This window comes from Paenibacillus sp. JSM ZJ436 (assembly GCF_044383795.1).
Lineage (GTDB): Bacteria > Bacillota > Bacilli > Paenibacillales > Paenibacillaceae > Paenibacillus_AQ > Paenibacillus_AQ algicola.
In genome coordinates this window covers 59132-78259 of the sequence record NZ_JBISEO010000003.1, presented here as the reverse complement: position 1 = coordinate 78259, position 19128 = coordinate 59132, and the positions used below count along the sequence as shown (strand labels likewise).

19 protein-coding genes and 1 riboswitch are annotated in these 19128 nt (G+C 53.4%); of the genes, 3 read left to right on the top strand and 16 right to left on the bottom strand.

What is annotated here, in order from left to right; translation table 11 throughout:
- Window positions 1-82 precede the first annotated feature (82 nt).
- From ACH6EH_RS04580 to ACH6EH_RS04565, 4 genes are all read right to left on the bottom strand, one after another.
- Window positions 83-880 (bottom strand): ABC transporter ATP-binding protein, encoded by a 798-nt coding sequence (locus ACH6EH_RS04580; RefSeq protein ID WP_138226745.1) that lies wholly within the window; start codon window positions 878-880, stop codon window positions 83-85.
- Entirely contained in the window at window positions 877-1923 is a 1047-nt protein-coding gene (locus ACH6EH_RS04575; RefSeq protein ID WP_397331312.1) for a FecCD family ABC transporter permease, read from the bottom strand. Before ACH6EH_RS04575 ends, ACH6EH_RS04580 begins: the two co-directional genes overlap by 4 nt.
- A complete protein-coding gene (locus tag ACH6EH_RS04570) occupies window positions 1920-2942 on the bottom strand; it encodes an ABC transporter substrate-binding protein (protein ID WP_397331311.1) in 1023 nt (340 codons plus the stop codon). Before ACH6EH_RS04570 ends, ACH6EH_RS04575 begins: the two co-directional genes overlap by 4 nt.
- 251 nt (window positions 2943-3193) lie before the next feature.
- A riboswitch (cobalamin riboswitch) is annotated at window positions 3194-3400 on the bottom strand.
- A gap of 75 nt (window positions 3401-3475) precedes the next feature.
- Window positions 3476-4204, bottom strand: a complete 729-nt coding sequence (locus tag ACH6EH_RS04565; protein WP_397331310.1) for a lamin tail domain-containing protein — start codon at window positions 4202-4204, stop codon at window positions 3476-3478.
- Between the two features lie 206 nt (window positions 4205-4410).
- Here ACH6EH_RS04565 and lplA point away from each other — a divergent pair, with 206 nt between their 5' ends.
- Window positions 4411-5412 (top strand): lipoate--protein ligase, encoded by a 1002-nt coding sequence (lplA, locus tag ACH6EH_RS04560; RefSeq protein WP_397331309.1) that lies wholly within the window; start codon window positions 4411-4413, stop codon window positions 5410-5412.
- Between the two features lie 116 nt (window positions 5413-5528).
- On the opposite strand, the gene ACH6EH_RS04555 is transcribed toward lplA, so the two are convergent.
- Complete coding sequence (locus ACH6EH_RS04555; protein ID WP_397331308.1) at window positions 5529-6236, bottom strand: metal-dependent hydrolase; 708 nt, start codon at window positions 6234-6236, stop codon at window positions 5529-5531.
- 209 nt (window positions 6237-6445) lie between these two features.
- Here ACH6EH_RS04555 and ACH6EH_RS04550 point away from each other — a divergent pair, with 209 nt between their 5' ends.
- Window positions 6446-7252: a Cof-type HAD-IIB family hydrolase gene (locus ACH6EH_RS04550; RefSeq protein ID WP_208203021.1), complete on the top strand. Its 807-nt coding sequence runs from the start codon at window positions 6446-6448 to the stop codon at window positions 7250-7252.
- 146 nt (window positions 7253-7398) lie between these two features.
- On the opposite strand, the gene ACH6EH_RS04545 is transcribed toward ACH6EH_RS04550, so the two are convergent.
- The 5 genes from ACH6EH_RS04545 to cysT form a co-directional block, all read right to left on the bottom strand.
- A complete protein-coding gene (locus tag ACH6EH_RS04545; protein WP_175415336.1) occupies window positions 7399-8181 on the bottom strand; it encodes an MBL fold metallo-hydrolase in 783 nt (260 codons plus the stop codon).
- Between the two features lie 156 nt (window positions 8182-8337).
- Window positions 8338-9369 carry a sulfate ABC transporter substrate-binding protein gene (locus tag ACH6EH_RS04540; protein WP_397331545.1) on the bottom strand — a complete coding sequence of 344 codons (1032 nt, stop codon included), beginning with the start codon at window positions 9367-9369 and terminating at the stop codon, window positions 8338-8340.
- A 61-nt stretch (window positions 9370-9430) separates the two neighbouring features.
- Window positions 9431-10495 (bottom strand): sulfate/molybdate ABC transporter ATP-binding protein, encoded by a 1065-nt coding sequence (locus ACH6EH_RS04535; protein ID WP_397331307.1) that lies wholly within the window; start codon window positions 10493-10495, stop codon window positions 9431-9433.
- Between the two features lies 1 nt (window position 10496).
- Window positions 10497-11294, bottom strand: coding sequence for a sulfate ABC transporter permease subunit (locus ACH6EH_RS04530; RefSeq protein ID WP_397331306.1), 798 nt, complete (start codon window positions 11292-11294; stop codon window positions 10497-10499).
- Window positions 11291-12106 carry a sulfate ABC transporter permease subunit CysT gene (cysT, locus tag ACH6EH_RS04525; RefSeq protein WP_397331305.1) on the bottom strand — a complete coding sequence of 272 codons (816 nt, stop codon included), beginning with the start codon at window positions 12104-12106 and terminating at the stop codon, window positions 11291-11293. The genes ACH6EH_RS04530 and cysT overlap by 4 nt, the downstream gene beginning before the upstream one ends.
- A 190-nt stretch (window positions 12107-12296) precedes the next feature.
- Here cysT and ACH6EH_RS04520 point away from each other — a divergent pair, with 190 nt between their 5' ends.
- Entirely contained in the window at window positions 12297-12698 is a 402-nt protein-coding gene (locus ACH6EH_RS04520) for a secondary thiamine-phosphate synthase enzyme YjbQ (RefSeq protein WP_397331304.1), read from the top strand.
- Between the two features lie 178 nt (window positions 12699-12876).
- Here the strand turns inward: ACH6EH_RS04520 and ACH6EH_RS04515 are convergent, their stop codons facing one another.
- From ACH6EH_RS04515 to ACH6EH_RS04490, 6 genes are all read right to left on the bottom strand, one after another.
- Entirely contained in the window at window positions 12877-13470 is a 594-nt protein-coding gene (locus ACH6EH_RS04515) for a TetR/AcrR family transcriptional regulator (RefSeq protein ID WP_138226756.1), read from the bottom strand.
- 5 nt (window positions 13471-13475) lie between these two features.
- The gene (locus ACH6EH_RS04510; RefSeq protein WP_397331303.1) at window positions 13476-14108 is read right to left on the bottom strand and encodes a YigZ family protein; all 633 of its coding nucleotides are present in this window, start codon (window positions 14106-14108) and stop codon (window positions 13476-13478) included.
- A 148-nt stretch (window positions 14109-14256) separates the two neighbouring features.
- Window positions 14257-15612 carry a glucose-6-phosphate isomerase gene (locus ACH6EH_RS04505; RefSeq protein WP_138226758.1) on the bottom strand — a complete coding sequence of 452 codons (1356 nt, stop codon included), beginning with the start codon at window positions 15610-15612 and terminating at the stop codon, window positions 14257-14259.
- A gap of 192 nt (window positions 15613-15804) precedes the next feature.
- Window positions 15805-16122 (bottom strand): pyrimidine/purine nucleoside phosphorylase, encoded by a 318-nt coding sequence (gene ppnP / locus ACH6EH_RS04500; protein ID WP_138226759.1) that lies wholly within the window; start codon window positions 16120-16122, stop codon window positions 15805-15807.
- 104 nt (window positions 16123-16226) lie between these two features.
- On the bottom strand, window positions 16227-18242 hold the full coding sequence (gene tkt, locus ACH6EH_RS04495) for a transketolase (protein WP_138226760.1): 2016 nt from the start codon (window positions 18240-18242) through the stop codon (window positions 16227-16229).
- 597 nt (window positions 18243-18839) lie between these two features.
- A complete protein-coding gene (locus ACH6EH_RS04490; RefSeq protein WP_397331302.1) occupies window positions 18840-19106 on the bottom strand; it encodes a hypothetical protein in 267 nt (88 codons plus the stop codon).
- Between the last annotated feature and the right edge of the window lie 22 nt (window positions 19107-19128).

Below are 19128 nucleotides of genomic sequence, written 5' to 3'. Positions count from 1 at the left end.
TTCGCCGTCTTTTTTACATGGTGTAAACGTACAGGAGAACTAAGCATTCGGTTTAGGCACGACTGTGCATCAGCAACACAATTTATTCCCTCTTCTGCGCCTCCCTTGGAGAAGCCGTCAGCAGCACCTGGGGTGACCCGTTAGAGGGATGGCTGACAATTGAAGTGTCTACACCAAAAATTTCTCTGAGCCGTTCCTCTGTCAGCATGTCCTGCGGCGGCCCTGCGCCTGCCGCCCGTCCATCCTGGAGCAGCAGCAGCTTGTCGCAGAATTGAGCCGCCAGATTCAGATCATGCAGCACGCTGATGATCGTAATGCCGCTCTCCTGGCGCCATTGTGATACCATCTCCATGAACTGCAGCTGATAACGGATATCGAGATAGGTTGTGGGCTCATCCAGCAGCAGCAAAGTCGGCTGCTGCGCCATCACCTTGCCGAGTGCTGTCCGCTGCCGCTGACCGCCGCTCAGCTCATCCACCGGACGGTTCTGCAATACCAGCAGATCCAGCTTCTCCATAATGGAGTCCAGTAACGGAGCAGGGTCGTGAGGTTCACGGCCCAGCCAGCCCTGGAACGGGTATCTGCCCATCTCCAGCACTTCCCGTACTGTAAAGCTTGTCGCGGGCAGCCCTTCCTGCTGCAGGACGGCAATGAAGCGAGCCAGTTCCTTGCGGCTGTGCTTGCGAATATTGCGGCCGGCTACAGTAACCGTGCCGCAGGAAGGCGCCTCTACACCGGAAAGAAGCTGCAGCAGGGTAGATTTTCCGCTTCCGTTCGGCCCGATCACCCCCCACCACTCTCCTGCCTGGACCTGCCAGTCCAGAGGCTGCAGCGCCATAACCTCGCCGTACCGTCTGCCGGCACCCTCAAGAGTAATCATTGCTTTCCCTCCCTGCGCTGCCTCCGGCTGCGATACAGCAGGTAGGCAAAGAACGGAGCACCGATGAAGGCCGTCACGACACCAATCGGTATCTCAGACGGAGCCAGCAGCGTTCGGGCCGCCGTGTCGCTCCAGACCATGAATACTGCCCCGCCCAAGGCAGAAAGCGGAATAATGATTCGGTAATCCGACCCCGTCAGCAGGCGGATCATATGCGGAATGACAAGCCCGACGAAGCCGATCACGCCAGATACGGACACAGCAGCAGCTGTCAGCAGGGTAGCCACCACGAGCACGCTTCCCTTTAACCGATCCACATTCAACCCCGTATATGCAGCCTGGCGCTCTCCTAGTGCCAGCAGGTTCAAGGCTCTCGACCGGCTCCATAAATAAATCAGGCCCGCTGTGAAATAAGGCAGCAGCACCAAAATATACGTCCAGCCCCGCAGGCTGAGGCTGCCCAGCGTCCAGAATAAAATATCATTCATCGTATCACGAGACATAATCGTCAAGAAAGACACCACCGCTCCCAGAAAGGACTGCATAATGACGCCAGCCAGGATCAGTCCGTGCGTTGGAAGCTTGCCCTGTTCCCTCGATAATGCCAGCACGATCCACAGTGTTACAGCACCGGTAGCAAATGCAACGAGCGGCAGTGTCCATGCCCCCGCAAAGGAATACTGCATGCCGTAAAAAATAAGCAGCGCTGCGCCCAGTGACGAGCCGGAGGCCACGCCCAGTGTAAACGGGTCCGCGAGCGGATTACGCAGCACTCCTTGAAAGGCAGCCCCTGCCGTTGCCAGGGATGCACCCACCAGCATGCCGAGCAGTATACGAGGTAGACGCACCTTCATAATAATTTGTTCCGCCGAGGACTCCCAGGCTGTCGGAAACCGCTCTGCCAGACCGGGAACCCGCTGAAGAAGCATGGCTCCGATCTGCCCGGCAGGCAGATGAACGGAGCCGATACCCAGGCTGACCACAAGGGTCAGCACCAGAAGCAGCAGTCCCGCTATCATATAGCCTGCCAGCTTGGAATTCACGGAGTCATCAAATCCGGATAGATCGCCTTCGCTACTTCAATCAGGCCCTGCGTAACACGAGGTCCCGGGCGGCTAATCAGATTGTCGTCCAGCTTGAACAGCTGTCCGTCCTGAATAGCCTGGATTTGATCCCAGCCGCTGCGAGATTGAATGAGCTGATCTAAAGACTGGTTGTTCTCATCCATGACATTTGCGGAATACAGAATGACATCAGGATTCGCAGCAATAATGTTCTCTTCACTTACCTCAAACCAGCCTTCTGCCTCGCCCGCCGCATTGATGGCATTGCTCAGCTTCAGCATTTCATCCAGGTAGGTTCCGCTGCCTACTGTCCAGCCCGGTGAAAATTCAACATACACGGTCTTCTTTTCTTCTTCCTTCACGTCTTTTACCGCGTTTTTCACCATGTCCAGCTCTTGCTGCATCTGATCGGTAATTTCCTTGGCTTCGGCCTTACGGTCTGTAATCTCTCCCACCAGCGCGATATTGTCCATCACTTCAGCGATGGTCTTGGGATCATTAACGAACAGCTTGACATCCAGATCACGAAGCTTGTTGATATTATCCTCATTCATGGCAGCCGTGAACACTACATCTGCTCCAGATGCCACAATCGCCTCTACATCCATCTCATATCCGCCCATCTTGGGCTTGGACTTCGCCGCCTCCGGGTAATCGTCCACCTCGGACACACCAACAATCTGCTCATCAAGGCCGAGCGCAAACAGCTTCTCGGTTTCAGACGGAGACAAGGAAACTACCTTCGCCGGTGCCGCTTCGAATGTCATTTCGGTCCCGGTCGCATCCTTCACCGTTAACGGATAGACGGTCTTGTCGGCTTCGCTGTCTTTGCCCTCTTCCTTCTGGGCCTCATCGTTATTGGCTTCACTTCCCTGTGACTGCTCTTGCTGCGCCGGCTGTGTCTCGTTCTCTTCGGCCGGGCTTGTGCACGCCGCCAGCATCATGGCCAGCATCATCGTCATCAAGAGCGTGGATCCGAACTTTAACATCTTGTTCATTGGTTTCTCTCCCCTTATTGGTATAATCTCGAGAAATACAGCTTGCTCCACTTTAACATCATTCATCTGGCGTCCGGATTTGGACCGCAAAAAAAACCCCTGACTCCTCGTTGAAGAATCAGGGGTTACGTTATTGGATCGGTACACCGCAGCATAAAGCCGGGCGAAACACCTCCTGCTGTACTTCACAGGCAGGATCTGTTCCGCTGCATGCACGGCAGCTCCAAACGTAATCCTCTCCTCGAAGGACCGTCAGATCATCACGCAAGGCAGGTCTCCTGACTTGCAGGTGGTGCTTCTCCCCCGCCTTCCCGAGCCTAGTCGTACAGCCAGTGGCATCGTGGGGGAGTCTCCTGCTTCACAGTGGCGGGACCGTGCCGGAATTGCACCGGCTTCCCTTTTCACCCGAGGCTAACGCTTTAAAGGTTAAGCCCGGGACCTCGCATGTATGTGTATGGATTATCTAGTTTGATATACAAGCTTGTTCTCTGTTGTGAATTATAGGACATCTGGACAAGCCTTACAACCATTATCTACTCGGGAGCACTGCCTGGAAAGAGTTGCTGCTCTGGCAGCAGCGCTCCCGGAGAGGGCGCAGAACGCTGTTCCAGAAGCAGCATGCGGTTCCCCTTATGCGGGGGCTTGACATGGATGCTTCCTCCTCTCTGCACATCCCCTGCCCCATAAAACACCTCACTAACCACCGTGCTGTCTCCCCGGGCAGTCAGGACCAGCCCGCGATCTGCATGATGAAGGCCATCCTGCCCCTCCAGCTGAAATACAGGCACCTGTGCCTCCAGCTGATGATAAGCCCTGAAATCCGATTTCGTCAGCCTTGAAGCTGCTCCCGTAATGCCGGAGCTAGAACGCTTCACCCACAGCACGGCTGTACTTTGCGCCGGAAGGATCACCTTGGCGTCGATGTCTTCGCCGCTTCTAACAGACAGCTCTGTTGAGTATGCCCCGAACACATAATAAAGAGCATATCGCTCATTGAAATCAACCGCTTCTTCCGACATGTTCACAATCTCCACGAATTCAAATAAATCAGCCCCGCCCGCGCCTTCAAACACACCATGGTGAGAGCGGTCATCAGGATATACCTCCGTAATATATACCGGCACGGCTGTAACAGAGCTTGCGGTAAGCTCCCGCGGAAGCTGGGGCTCCGCTTCCGCTGCCCACAAAATACCCTGAAACAGGAGGAGGCCCAATACACTGAGAAGTCCAAGTGTGCGCGCTCCTATTTTTCTGTCCAGCAAATACGTCGCCTCCTGTCATCCTTTCGTTTCTACCAGTTAACAGGACGAAGATGAGGTGTGTGTTAATTCTGATGGCGATCTGTATGAAGCTTTTGACAGGAAAGGCACCGGCGTTCTGGATCCCTCTCTCGTACGGCTTTGCCCTTGAAGCGGGTCTTCGTTTACAATAGAACCTGGACAAGACTGAATAAGCGGAGGCGTAACCTATGCTGTTTATTGATAATCAAGGAATCCATGATCCCGCCATCAATCTGGCGATTGAGGAATATGCGCTGAAGCATCTTCCTATGGACGACAGCTATCTTCTGTTTTACATCAACCAGCCATCTATCATTATCGGCAAGCATCAGAATACGATTGAAGAGATTAACCAGGAATACATCCGCGATCACCGGATTCAGGTCGTACGGCGTCTGTCCGGCGGCGGAGCAGTCTACCATGACCTGGGCAATCTGAACTTCAGCTTTATTACGAGGGATGACAGACAATCTTTCCACAACTTTTTGAAGTTCACACAGCCGGTCATTGATTTTCTGCAAAAAATGGGCGTTCCTGCCGAGCTTAGCGGCCGTAACGATCTGCAGGTCGGGGAGAAGAAAATTTCTGGCAACGCCCAGTTCTCCACGCGCGGCCGTATGTTCAGCCACGGCACCTTGATGTATGACTTGAACCTAGATGACGTGCAGGCCTCCCTGAATGCTAATCCGGAAAAGTTCAAATCCAAGAGCACCAAGTCGGTCCGCAGCCGTGTAGCCAACATTAAAGAACTGCTTGGAACGGATATGACCATTGAGCAATTCCGGGCAGAGCTGCTGCGCTCGATCTTCGGCATGGAACCGGACCAGGTTCCGCAATATGTGCTGCAGGAGAAGGACTGGGACATGATCCATCAGATCTCCAGGGAACGGTATCAGAGCTGGGACTGGAATTACGGACAGTCGCCAGAGTCTAATGTGAAGCATGCCCGCAAGTTTCCCGTAGGCATCATTGACATTCGGATGAATATTAAAGACGGACATATTGCGGAGATCAAGATTTACGGCGATTTCTTTGGTGTCGGGGATGTTGCAGACATCGAGGATGCACTCCGGGGCAAACGGTATGAAGAGAATCAAATCAGAGAAGCCCTCTCTCCCTTTAACGTCAAGCACTACTTCGGGAACCTCGCTCAGGAAGACCTGATTGGGCTGATTTTTCTGGAGGAATAACAGATAGATCCTGCAACAGACTACAATAGGCTGCCCCGGAACCAACATTCCGTGAGGCAGCCTATTATGTCTTTAGTACCCATGTGGGCACGGATTGCAGCATGCTGAAGGGCAGATTAAGCGATGAATACATACCATAACAGGACAAAGGTCAGAATCATGCATATATTCTCCACCATATTGCCCCATTTCGTTCCTGTACTCATCAGCTTCAGCTTCAGCCTTAGCTTCAGCGGCGGCAGGGGGCGAATCCCCCGATTCGTCAGGGTATCTGCGGCCAGATGCAGGGCATAGGACAAGGCGCCGGCGACCCAGAGGCTGGTTCCATGCTCCGCATTCTGAGCTGCAAAATACAGCAATGCTCCCCAGCCTGCAACAGCGTACAGGCTATGTGTCAGTCCCCGGTGCGAGACTAGTGAGCTGATCATCAGCACACAGCCGGCAATCAGGTTCCACGGGTTGAAGAACTGACCAAATTGCACCAGCCCCAATCCGATCATAAACATGACAATATGGCGAAGCGTTCGGCCCGGTAAAAAGGATACGACCGCAATCAGGCCTCCCAGCGCCAAATTCCAGGGAGAGAAGGCAGCTCCGTAAAAATAAATAAACGCCGCTCCGGCAATCAGCACCAGCTGCAGCACACGCAGCAGCCCTGTAGGGATGGCCGTGCGGACCAGGATCGAATTCGGTTCATCAATATCCGGCAGCAGTGAGCTCACCACGGCTACCGCCGCCGCGGGGAGCGTGACGGGAATACCGGCCAGCCCCATTACAGAGAGGGTGACTCCGGTGCTGATGACCAAGTGGGCTCTTCCCATCATAGCTATAAATTCCTTTCCTTACCGTGCAGTCTTTCGTACAGCATATATGAGAATATACGTTCGATTTTATTAGTATAGCAATCGGCGCGCCTATTTGTCTACCCTTGTCCTGCGTAAGAGAATGGGATACAATTTGATCAAATTGTGTGCTTAGAGAATACTACGTGGATAGGAGTACACATTGCCAGATCAAGAGAGGAGCAATCATAATGACGCAGTACAAATTAATAGCTATTGATATTGACGATACACTGATTAATGATGAGAAGGAGGTTACCCCCGGAGTTCAGCAGGCTTTGGAGCAGGCTGTAGCCAAGGATGTTGTCGTGACCCTGGCCACCGGACGGGCTTATGCCTCCGCACAAAAGATTGCCCGCCAAACCGGGCTAAACGTTCCGATCATTACATACCAGGGTGCGCTGATTAAGAACCTGCTGGATGAAAAGGTCCTGTATGAGCGATTCGTTCCGATGGACGCGGCTCGCAAGCTGTTTGACTATTGCCTGGAGCATGATCTGCATCTGCAGACTTATATTGATGACAAGCTCTATGCCCGGGAGGAGAATCAGAAGCTTATTGACTACTGCGCCTTGAACAAGACTCCTTATTACGTAGAGCCTGACTTTGCCAAGATGATTAATCAGCCGACACCCAAAATGCTCATTATTGACGAGCCAGACTATTTGGATGAGCTGATCCCGATCTTTCAGGAGCTGGTCGGCGACCAGATGCATATTACGAAATCAAAGCCTCACTTCCTGGAGTTCATGCATAAAGAGGGCACCAAGGGCCATGCGTTAACGTTCCTGGCAGACCACTTCGGCTGCAAGCTGGAGGAGACCATTGCCATCGGCGATTCCTGGAATGACCATGAAATGCTGGAATGCGCTGGACTAGGGGTTGCTATGGGCAATGCTATTCAGCCTTTGAAGGATATCGCAGACTATGTAACAGCCAGCAACAATGAGGATGGCGTCAAGCAGGTCATCGAGCAGTTTGTCCTGAATCAAGACTGATCCTGACTCACAGATAGACCACAGCCAAGAAGCCCCGCGGCAGCCATTGCCGAACGGGGCTTTTGGAGCTGTGCTGCGGGGAGAAGCCTTTGGGCATCACGCTTGGCACAATACTATGGCGCTGCATACATTTACTGCATGATGGTTTACCCCTCAGCCTTGCCTAATGCGACCTCCATGCCGGTATGTGCCAGCAGCACACCGGCCGGAAGCGCCGGCAGACAGGTGACATCTACGTCATGGGACATATGGGTATAAATCGCTTGCTTGGGAGACACCTCTTCCAGCAGCACGGCAGCCTCCTCCATATCATAGACCGAGCGGGTGCTTCGCTCTGCCCTTTCCTGGACAAAGCTTGTCCCGAGCACCAGCAGATCCAGCCCGTGGAGAGGCTTCTTCTCCTGCTTCTTCAGATGGATGGAGTCCGAGTTATATACCCATGCATAGCCGTCTTTTTCCAACCGATATGCATAGGAATAGCCATTCTTCCCGTGATTTACCCTCCAGCCCTGGATGCTCCAGCCCGCCAGAGTGCAGCCGTCGTCTGTCTGAATCATGCTCAGGTGGTTGGACAGCCAGGGATACTGACTTTGAATAACGTCCAGAACCTCCCGGGGAGCATGCAGTCTTCCCTTGTGTCCCAGCCACCGGCAGGCATCCGCCCACTCCGGCAGTCCGGCAATATGATCGAAATGGGCATGCGTCACCAGCACGTCCTGGACCTGACGGATGTCCAACCGCTCCATCATCACACGCCAGTCGGGGCCGCAGTCGATCAGGAAGAACTGCTCTCCGCTGCTTACCATGGCCGAGGACCGGAACCGGCGATTTCTGCCTTCTGCCCTGGCTTCCATACAGACCGTACAGCTGCAATAGACACGCGGGACCCCCATGGCGTCACCTGTCCCCAGAAACGTTAATGTATCCAACACCTTCACCTCTTGTTTGTCATCACCGTTGAAATTACTTCATAGAAAAAAGCCGCCCGGCACATACACCGAACGGCTGAAGCCTGTCGTTAGTCATCATTTTCCCCTCAAGAATAACAGAACGGATATGTATCCGCAACCTTCTGTTTGAAGATTCTAGATTCCTGCTAACACCTGATACCAGATGCCACGCTTGGAATACAGCTTCTCCCGGACATGATCCCACCCGCCTAAGTCCTCAATGCGAAACAGTCCTGTCGGCTTCGCAAATTGCTGCTGTGTCTGATCCCAGGTCTTCGGATTAACGGGGCGGAAGCCGTGCTTGACGAACGTCTCCTGCGCGGCCGGAGCGTGAAGATAGCTGACGAACGCCTCTGCCAGATCTGTTGTGCCCCGCTCCTGCGCATACTTTTGGACGACGGCAGCCGGATTCTCAATCAGGATCGTGTCCTCTGGTACAACAATGTCGTAAGGGACACCCTTGGCAACCCGGGCCAACAGCTCGTTCTCGTAGGTGACGATGACGTCCCCAACCCCGTATTCGAAGGCCGCCATAGAGGCGCGTCCGCTTTTGTCCAGGGACTCGATATTATGATGCACCTGCTTCAGGAATTGCTTGGCTGCAGCCTCCGGATCCGGATGCCCTTCAGCCTCAGCCTTCCGCAGCCCAGCTCCGTAAATCGCATTAATGTCCCACTGCGCCCCCCCTGAGGTCTTCGGATTGGGGTACAGCACCCGGACATCGTCCAGGGTCAGATCCTCAAAATCCTGAATTCCCTTGGGATTGCCTTCCCGCGTGCCCAGCACGACGATCGAGCGGGTGATCATCCCCCCTGCAGGCTGCTTCTTCCAGTCCGGGCTGACATGACCTGATCTCACCAGCTTATCCATATCCCCCTCCAGCGCCAGCAGTGTGACATCTGCCTCAAATCCGCCGGCAATCGAGCGCGCCTGAGTCCCGGAAGCTTCATAGGATTCCTGAAAAACAATTCTTTCTCCCGTTTGCTGCAGCCAATGCTCCTGAAATGCCGGGAGAAGCTCGCCCATTGCATCCTTTACAACACTGTACGCGCCTATTACGAGTGTCCGCTCCCCCGGTGCTGCAGCGGCAGTCAGATCAGCCTCGTCCCCGTCTGCCGGACTGAAGCAGCCGGTCAGCAGCGTCAATCCCAGCCATATCGCCAGCATCCCCGTCCCGCTCCGCTTTGTGTGCTTTTTCAAACGATATACCTCCTCACTCGGCTGCTTGCTAAATCATAATCGGCATCGGATCAACCTTCAGCCGGTTCTCTTCAATCCAGCTGTTTTCCTCATTAAAGAGGTATGCGCGATGAATCAAAACTCTAATCTCCTGGCCCGGCCGCAGCGTTTCCTTCTCCAAAGAGCGGTAGGTGACAAGCTTCTGTCCTTTAACCTCTACCTCCACCAGCCATTCACTGCCCCGGAAGTGAAGATGCCGCACTATGCCCTGTTCAGTAGCTGAAAGGATCGGAAAGTCAGTATGTTCCCCCAGCTCGATATATTCCGGACGGATTAATGCGCGTGTAGGACCCAAATGGTTGAATCCATCAAAGCCTTTCAGCAGCGACGCCTCCTCCACCATGGTGGATTCCCCGATAAAGGAAGCGACAAACGGTGTTCGAGGCTCCTTATAAATGTCCCACGGCGTTCCCTTCTGCTCGACTCTTCCTTGCTGGATAATCATAATTTCATCTGCCACCTCAATCGCCTCATCCTGGTCGTGCGTCACGAAAATGGAGGTGATCCCCACTCGCTCAATCAGCTCCCGCAGCCAGGATCGCAGCTCCTGCCGGATTTTCGCATCAATGGCGGCAAAAGGCTCATCCAGCAGCAGCAGCTGCGGCTCTGGTGCGAGTGCACGGGCAAAGGCTACACGCTGCCGCTGTCCTCCGGAGAGCTGGTGCGGATAGCGCTGCTCAAATCCTTTCAGGCCTGTCAGCTCCACCAGCTCCATGACCTTGCTCTGGATCGCGGATTTAGAGGCTTTTTTGACCCGCAGGCCGAATGCAATATTATCAAACACGGTCATGTGCTTGAACAGAGCATAGTTCTGAAATACAAAGCCGATGCCCCGCTCCTGCGGCGGCAAGTCGTTGACTACGCGCCCGTGAAAGGAGATCTCCCCGCGGTCCGGCGTTTCCAGGCCTGCGAGCATGCGAAGAATGGAGGTTTTTCCGCCACCGCTCGGGCCCAGCAGACCGATTAAATGACCCTTCTCAATCTGAAAGCTGACGTCCTTGACAGCATGAAATTGGCCAAAATGCTTATCAAGCTTTGAGACCTGGATATGCATATCAGTGCACTTCCTTTCTTTTTTTCACCCATTCCATCAACAGCAGCAGTCCCGCTGAGAAGGCAGCCAGCACGAGTGCAACTCCGCTCGCCGCGGCAACATTGAAATTCTCGACATCCTGATACACCAATGTTGTGGCCGTCTGTGTCTTGTTCATAATGTTGCCGGATACGACCAGCACCGCTCCAAACTCTCCCAGCGATCTTGCCACTGTCAGCACCATCCCGTACACGACCGCCCAGCGAATCATTGGCCACGTAATTTGGCGAAACGTCAGCCAGCTGTAGGCCCCCAGCGTAGCAGCGGCCTGCTCCTGGTCGGTTCCGATCTCCTGCAGTACCGGCATCACTTCACGAACCATAAGTGGAAACGTCACAAACAGCGTAGCGATAATCATCCCGGGGAACGCATAGACCACCTGAAAGCCCGTACCCTCCAGAAATACGCCGATGATGCTGTCCGGACCCAGCAGAAGCACAATCATAAGACCGCCAATCACAGGAGACACCGCGTAAGGAAGGTCTACAATGCTGTTCAGGAGACTTTTGATTTTGTCGGACAGCCAGCTGGCTCTGACGAGATACAAAGCCATCATAATGCCAAAGAGTGCATTAAGCAGTGTGACAACAACCACAATCGCCCCGGTCATCATGAGAGCATGCAGCGCTTCCGGCCGTCCTAACGCCCGGCTCAGCCCTGCCCAGCCTCCGCTGAAGGCACTGCCTGCAATTTTGTACAATGGCGCTGCAAGCAGAACCAGAAATACGGCATAGGTCAGTCCGATCCACAATTTTCTCATGACCGCCCTCCCCGGCGCTGTACCCGGTTCATCAGCCAGAGCACGCTAAAGGACAAGGTCAGCAGCACAACGGAAACCGCAGCCGCCCCTACCGGATTGTCGCTTTCCACCTCACCGTAGATGAATACAGAAGCGACGAGCGTCCGCCCGGGAATGTTCCCGGCGATCAGGACGACCGCGCCAAATTCCGCCAGAGCCCTGGAGAATGCCAGCATCCCGCCGCTCATAATGCCTGGAAGCATGGAAGGCAGAATCACTTGAAAAAAGGTACGTGACCGCGAAGCACCGAGCGTATATGCCGCCTCCTCCTGCGAGGATTCCAGCTCCTCCAGCAGCGGCTGAACCGCCCGGATGACAAAAGGAAACGTAACGAACACCATAGCGATCACAATAGCCGGCTGATGAAATACAATTGAAAATCCAGCCGCCTCAGCGGCGCTACCCAGCCAGCTCCCTGGTCCCAGCAGCAGCAGAATCATCAATCCTCCCACCGCCGTAGGAAGGGCAAATGGCAGATCCACGAGGCTGTTCAGCACAGCTCTGCCGGGGAAACGGTAGCGGGTCAGCACCCATGCCACCATCGTGCCCGCCAGCACATTGATGAAGGCTGCAAGCAAGCCCAGCTTCAGGGTGAGCAGCACCGCCTTCCAAGCAATGGGATCCAGCAGGCTAGCCGCAAACTCTCCCCAGCCTGCGGAGAAGGCCTGCACATACACTCCACAGATCGGCAGCACAATTAAAATCAAGAAATAAAGCAGTATCGTACTCCGAAATCCCCATGTCCAGCCGTGCTGGCGTAATCCTGCCGTCATCTGTCAGCCCCCTCAACCCGAATCCATTCAGTAACCTGCTTACGTCCGGGATTTAAATTTTACATTTCCTATGAGTATACTTGGTTTAATATTTTACACTTTACCAAAAGAGAATCCTCACCGTCAATCCATCTTCTGTAATTTATAGGGTAAAATATATTCATCATGGAATAAGGAGCTGTTGTTATTTATGCTGTATCCTGTAAAGCTGTCTACGACACAACGAGATGAACTGAGAGACATTACCCGCGAGGTGGCTGCCCGGGTTCAACAAAGCGGAGTACAGAGCGGCACGGTCCTCGTCTATTGCCCTCATACCACCGCGGGCATTGCCATTAATGAAAATGCCGATCCCGATGTCAAAAAGGATGTACTGATGCGCCTGGACGAAGTATATCCGTGGGAGCACCCTCAATATCGCCACGTAGAGGGCAATACAGCCTCCCACCTGAAGTCGATAACCTGCGGGCCTTCCCAGCAGCTGATTATTGAAGGCGGGCGCCTGCTGCTGGGGCGCTGGCAGGGCATTTACTTTTGTGATTTTGACGGCCCTCGAAGCCGGGAGTATTATGTGAAAATTATGCAGGGCTAGGGATAACGAAGACCCGATTCATTCCAGCACAAAAAGGGACATGTTTCTATCAAAATGAGAAACATGTCCCTTTTACGTTATAATGTGACGTTTCAACGCTACAACGATGCAATAGGGTGAAGCGTGAGGATGCCAAAGCTGCGCCTCCTGCAATCTGCAGGGGGTGTCAATCCATTTCCTAAACCTTTGTATAAAAGCTGCGACACAAGGTTTTTACATGAGCTACGGCAGCCGGCTTGATCTCGTCAAAGCTAACCCGGTCCTGAATATAAAAGGATATAAAGCCATGCATCCCGAGAAACAGCGACAGCGGCAGATGATGCCTCTCTTCGTCGCTGCAGGCATCCTCCAGCAGATGCTTGCGCACCAGGGAAGAGAACATATCGAAGCAGCGGCTCTGCTCCGAACGACAGTACGCCAGCAGCTCTTCATCCCGAATCATGAACATAATTTCGTATTGATACGGATGATCCAGTCCAAAGCGGACAAACTCGAGCAGCAGCTGCTCGATCTTTGAATGGCCATCCCCGGATGCCCGGCCTGACACCTCATTCATCAGGATGGCCAAATCGTTGAAGTCTTTCATGACAATGGCGTAGAAAAGCTCCGCCTTCTCTTTGAAGTGATAGTATAAGGACCCATGGCTGTAACCCAGGTGCTGTCCAATGCTGCGCATCGAAATCGCCCTGTACCCCTTGGTAATAAACAAATGCCTGGCCGCTTCCAAAATACGCTCCCTCGACAACTCGCGTTCTACCGCTCTTCTTGCCATATCATTTATTCCCCTTCAATAAAAAAAATCGACGCTCCCTCCGAGATCACGGACTGTCCTTGTGTCAAATCCACCATCCACGCCTGGAAGGCCTCGCTCTCACCGACTACCGGCAGACAGGTTAACGTTACCTTATCCGCAAACACCGTTTCCCCCAAACGGACATTGCGGCTGCGAAGCTCATTCTCTACCTTACCCAGCCAGGTATAATCCAGCTCGACAATAACCTCCCGGTGCAGCACACGCCTAATGACCTCCCCGGCTTCCAGAGCCGCTACAGCTCCATCCGTATAAGCGCGGATCAGTCCGCCGGCCCCCAGCATAATCCCTCCGAAGTATCGGGTAACGACGACGGCCACGTTCTTCAGGCCTTGGTTGCGGATGACCTCGAGGATCGGCTTACCAGCCGTTCCGCTCGGCTCCCCGTCATCAGACTGCTTCTGGATTTCATCCCGCTCTCCGATGACATAAGCTGAACAATTATGCGTGGCATTCCAATGCTGCTTCTTGATGTCTTCAATGAATGCGGCAGCCTCCTCTTCCGATTCTACCGGCTTGCAATGGCCGATAAACCGGGATTTGCGGATCACAATTTCCTTGGACCCGGCTGCACGCACCGTTTTGTAGGCTTCCAGCATCTTCTGATTACCACCCCTTATGCGAGAAGAAAGCAGTCCTTAGGCCATAACAAGGCCGCAGGGACTGCTTTCATCAGCTGTTCTGTCCCCATGATGACGGGATTGCTGAAAGGGTACCTAGAGTGAGGTCCCGTCATCATGAAGGTGTTTATTCGGAAAGTCTGGCTTCCAATTCGGCTTTCTCTTTCTCGTAACCCGGCTTGCCGAGCAGAGCGAACATATTCTTCTTGTACGCTTCCACGCCCGGCTGGTCAAACGGGTTCACACCCAACAGATAACCGCTGATTCCGCAGGCCTTTTCGAAAAAGTATACCAGATATCCGAAGGAATAGGGAGTGAAATCTGGAATTGTCACAATCAAATTTGGAACCTGGCCATCGGTATGCGCCAGCATCGTGCCCTGGAACGCTTTTTTGTTGACGAAATCAAGCGTTTTGCCGCTCAGGAAGTTCAGTCCGTCCAGATCATCCGGATCGGATTCAATCGTAATATGGTCTGCTACATTCTCGACCTGAAGCACCGTTTCGAAAATGTTCCGGCTGCCTTCCTGGATAAATTGTCCCATGGAATGCAAATCGGTCGAGAAATCGACGGAAGCCGGGTAAATGCCCTTATAATCCTTGCCTTCGCTCTCGCCGTACAGCTGCTTCCACCACTCCGACACGAAATGCAGGGAGGGCTCGTAGTTCACGAGAATTTCGATGCCTTTGCCTTTACGGTACAGGGCGTTGCGGACCGCCGCGTATTGATACGCTTCGTTCTCCGCCACGTTCGGGCTGCTGTATTCCTTGGAGGCGTCAGCTGCACCCTGCATCATTTCTTCAATGTTAATGCCAGCTGCAGCAATTGGAAGAAGTCCGACCGCGGTCAGAACGGAATAGCGTCCGCCTACGTCATCCGGGATAATGAAGGATTCGTAGCCTTCTTCAGTGGCCAGCTTCTTGAGTGCCCCCTTCTCCTGGTCCGTTGTCGCGTAGATCCGCTTGCGCGCTTCTTCCTTGCCGTATTTCTTCTCCAGCTCTGCGCGGAAGATACGGAAAGCGATTGCCGGCTCTGTCGTCGTGCCGGATTTGGAAATCACATTGACGGAGAAATCCTTGCCTTCAATCAGCTGCAGCAGGTGCGTTACATACGTGGAGCTGATGTTGTTGCCGGCAAAATAAATTTCCGGTGTCTTGCGCTGATCCTTCGACAGCTCATTATAGAAGCTGTGGGACAGCATCTCAATCGCTGCACGCGCGCCCAGGTAAGAGCCCCCGATGCCGATAACGATCAGGACATCGGAGTCCTGCTTGATCTTGTCCGCTGCCTGCTGGATGCGGCTGAACTCTTCCTTGTCATATTGGGTCGGGAGGTCAATCCAGCCCAAGTAATCGGAGCCTGCGCCAGTGCCATTATGTAATTGCTCGTGGGCCGTACGGATCGGCTCGGCAAAATAATCAATTTCGTGCTGGTTTACAAAAGTCAGGGCCTTGCTGTAGTCAAACTTGATTTTTTTCGACATGGTATAGACAGCCTCCTGTTTTCATAGTCATCATTGGCATTTCTGTTCCATTACCATACTTCAATTGACGCCCCGGTTCAAGCTGGAGCGGGTGGTGCAGGTGGTGCTGGTGATGCTGGTGGTACGGGTGGTGCGGGTGGTGCGGGTGGTGCAGGGCGATGAGGGCAGGCCTCATCTGACTGTTAGCTAGACTTATGCAGACGGGTAAGAGCAGCAGTAATCGGTTACTTTGCGGATCTCCAGCTTGAAGGAGGCCTTCGCAGGTACGTGAAAAGTGGCTTGGCCTTGTATTTCCATCCAGCTCTCTTCACCTGGAAGCAGCACCTTCAAATCACCTGACAGGATCTCCATAATTTCCGGTCCATCTGTCCCGAATTCATAGCTTCCCGGGAGCATGATACCCAAGGTAACCTTCTCCCCATTTTCCAAGATCACCGTGCGGCTGGTCACTTGACCGTCATAGTAAATATTAGCTTCCTTCTGAACTGAAACCTGATTGAATTGAGACATGTGCGGCTTCCCCTCTCGCTATATAGATAGGTCGGCACCCGCAGTGATAGAGCAAGAGCAGGTGCCGACCTTGATAATCATGATGTCAATCTGAACAGTGAAGCTTACAGCAGGGCTTTGATGCGGCTAACGACATTCTCGACTGTGAAGCCATATTCAGCAATGACGCGGTCTCCCGGAGCGGATGCGCCAAAAGTGCTGATGCCAAGAATATCGCCCTGATCGCCAACATAACGCTCCCATCCAAATGGATGAGCCATTTCGATGGCCAGACGGGCTTTCACCTCTGGAAGCAGGACAGAATCCTTATATGCCTGATCCTGAGCATCGAACAAATCCCAGCTTGGCATGCTGATGACACGGACCTGAATACCATCCTGTGCCAATGCTTCCTGAGCCTTGACCGCCAGCTGTACTTCGGAGCCGGTAGCGATGATTTGAGCCTGTGCTTTCCCTTCCTTGGCATCGGAAATCACATAAGCACCGCGTTTGATCCCTTCACGCGCCTGATCTACGGCGCCTTCAAGCACTGGAAGATTCTGGCGAGTGAGCACCAAAGCAACCGGACGATCCTGATTCTCCATAGAATATGCCCAGGCTGCGGAGGTTTCGTTAGCGTCCGCCGGACGGATTACCGTAAGGCCCGGAATAATACGCAGGGAAGCCAGCTGCTCAATCGGCTCATGCGTAGGTCCATCTTCACCAACAGCGATACTGTCATGCGTCAGCACATAGGTCACTGGAAGCTTCATAATAGCAGCCAGGCGAATTGCCGGACGCAGGTAGTCCGTAAATACAAAGAACGTACCTCCAAATACCTTGAGACCGCCGTGCAGGGCAATTCCGTTGTTGGCTGCTGCCATTGCGAACTCACGTACACCGTAGTAAACATTACGGCCTTCATAGCTGTTCGCTGTAAAGTTACTCAGATCGTTCAGATGCGTCATCGTGGAGCTCTCCAGGTCAGCCGAGCCGCCCAGCAGCTGCGGAATTCCGCCTGTCAAGCCGTTCAAGGCTTTACCGGAAGCAATACGGGTAGAAACAGCTTTGTCCTCCGCAGTGTACTTCGGAAGGTCCTGATCCCAGCCCTCGTTCAGCTTTCCGGATACTGCAGCTTCAAATTGAGCCGCAAGCTCAGGATAAGCTGCCTTGTACTGCTCAAACTTGTCTTCCCATGCCTTGAAAGCTGCAATGCCGCGTTCCTTCACTTCGGCAAAATGAGCTGCAACCTCTTCAGGAACATAGAAGTCCTCTTCGGAAACCCAGTTATAGAATTCCTTCGTCAGCTTGGTCTCTTCTGCACCCAGTGGAGAGCCGTGTGTACCGCCATGACCGCCTTTGCCCTGCTTGTTCGGGCTGCCATAGCCAATCACCGTCTTTACCTCGATCAGTGTCGGACGCTGCGAGTCGGCCTGAGCTTCCTTGATCGCCTGCTCGATTGCAGCCAGATCATTACCGTCCTCTACGCGCAGCACCTGCCAGCCGTAAGCTTCGAAGCGCTGTGCTGCATTTTCCGAGAAGGACAGGTTCAGCTCGCCATCCAAGGAAATGTCATTGGAATCATACAGCATGATCAGCTTGCCCAGCTTCAAATGTCCCGCCAGAGAAGCCGCTTCAGCGGAAACGCCCTCCATCAGGTCGCCATCGCCGCAAATCGCGTACGTATAGTGATCCATGACGTTGAAATCCTCTTTATTGTAAACAGCACTCATGTGCGCTTCTGCCATCGCCATACCGACAGCCATGCCTACCCCTTGTCCCAGCGGACCGGTTGTCGCGTCAACACCTGCAGTGTGGCCGAATTCCGGATGTCCCGGAGTTTTGCTACCCCACTGACGGAACTGCTTCAAATCCTCGATCGACAGATCATAGCCGCTCAGGTGCAGCAAGCTGTACAGCAGCATCGAGCCGTGTCCGGCAGACAGCACAAAACGGTCGCGGTTGATCCAAGAAGGCTGGTCCGGGTTGTGATTCATCGTCTTCGCAAACAGCTGATAGCCCATGGGTGCAGACCCCATTGGCATGCCGGGATGTCCGGATTTTGCTTTCTCGATCGCGTCAATCGAGAGTGTCCGGATTGTAGCGATGGACAGATTGTCAATCGTCTGATTACTTGTCATAAAAAAATCCTCCTCAGGTTCAGTGCTTGATTCAAGCGTTCTTGGGTCTTCAACCTGGAGCTTATCCAGGTCAGAGGGCAATTAGGTAAGTTGAAATTATCAATTTGACTCTTATTGTATCACCTGATGCGTTTCTTTGCTATACGGGAATTCATGTTCATGTGTTTTCATTTTAGCTCTGCTCGTTTTCATTTTATATGGACCCGGCATTTTATATGGACCCGGCATCCTGAGCTGATCCTCGGCTATTGTGGCGATTTCATTCCATGTCTCTCTGAGTAACATCCACGCATTGCTTCTGCAGCCAAAGCCCTTCAGCATTATGCCCTCTCTACGAGGGCTATAACCTCATCAACGGCTATTGAAGCAGCAAGCTGGAAGGTTAGAAAAAGTAGATGAGGAGCGGGGAGCTCCAAGCTAGATACACATGGCAAAGGTTCTCTATGGGATATAAAAAACGACGGTGCCAAGGAATACTCCCTGCACCGCCGATGCTGTATTTGGATCTATTGTTGAGTTGTAGAGTCTGGGACCGCAACAGTTGCGCGGGAGCCGCACCAGCGGTGCATCGTGTTTGGGTTTTGGTGTTCGTTTGCGCTAGAACCGCACCAGCAGCGCAACGAGTTCGGTTTTTGGTGTTCGTTTGCGCGGGAGCCGCACCAGCGGCGCAACGAGTTCGGTTTTTGGTGTTCGTTTGCGCCAGAACCACACCAGCAGCGCAACGAGCTCGGTTTTTGGTGTTCGTTTGTGCCAGAACCACACCAGTGGCGCAACGAGCTCGGTTTTTGGTGTTCGTTTGCGCTGGAACCGCCTTAGCGGCGCAACGAGCTCGGTTTTTGGTGTTCGTTTGTGCCAGAGCCACACCAGCGGCGCAACGAGTTCGGTT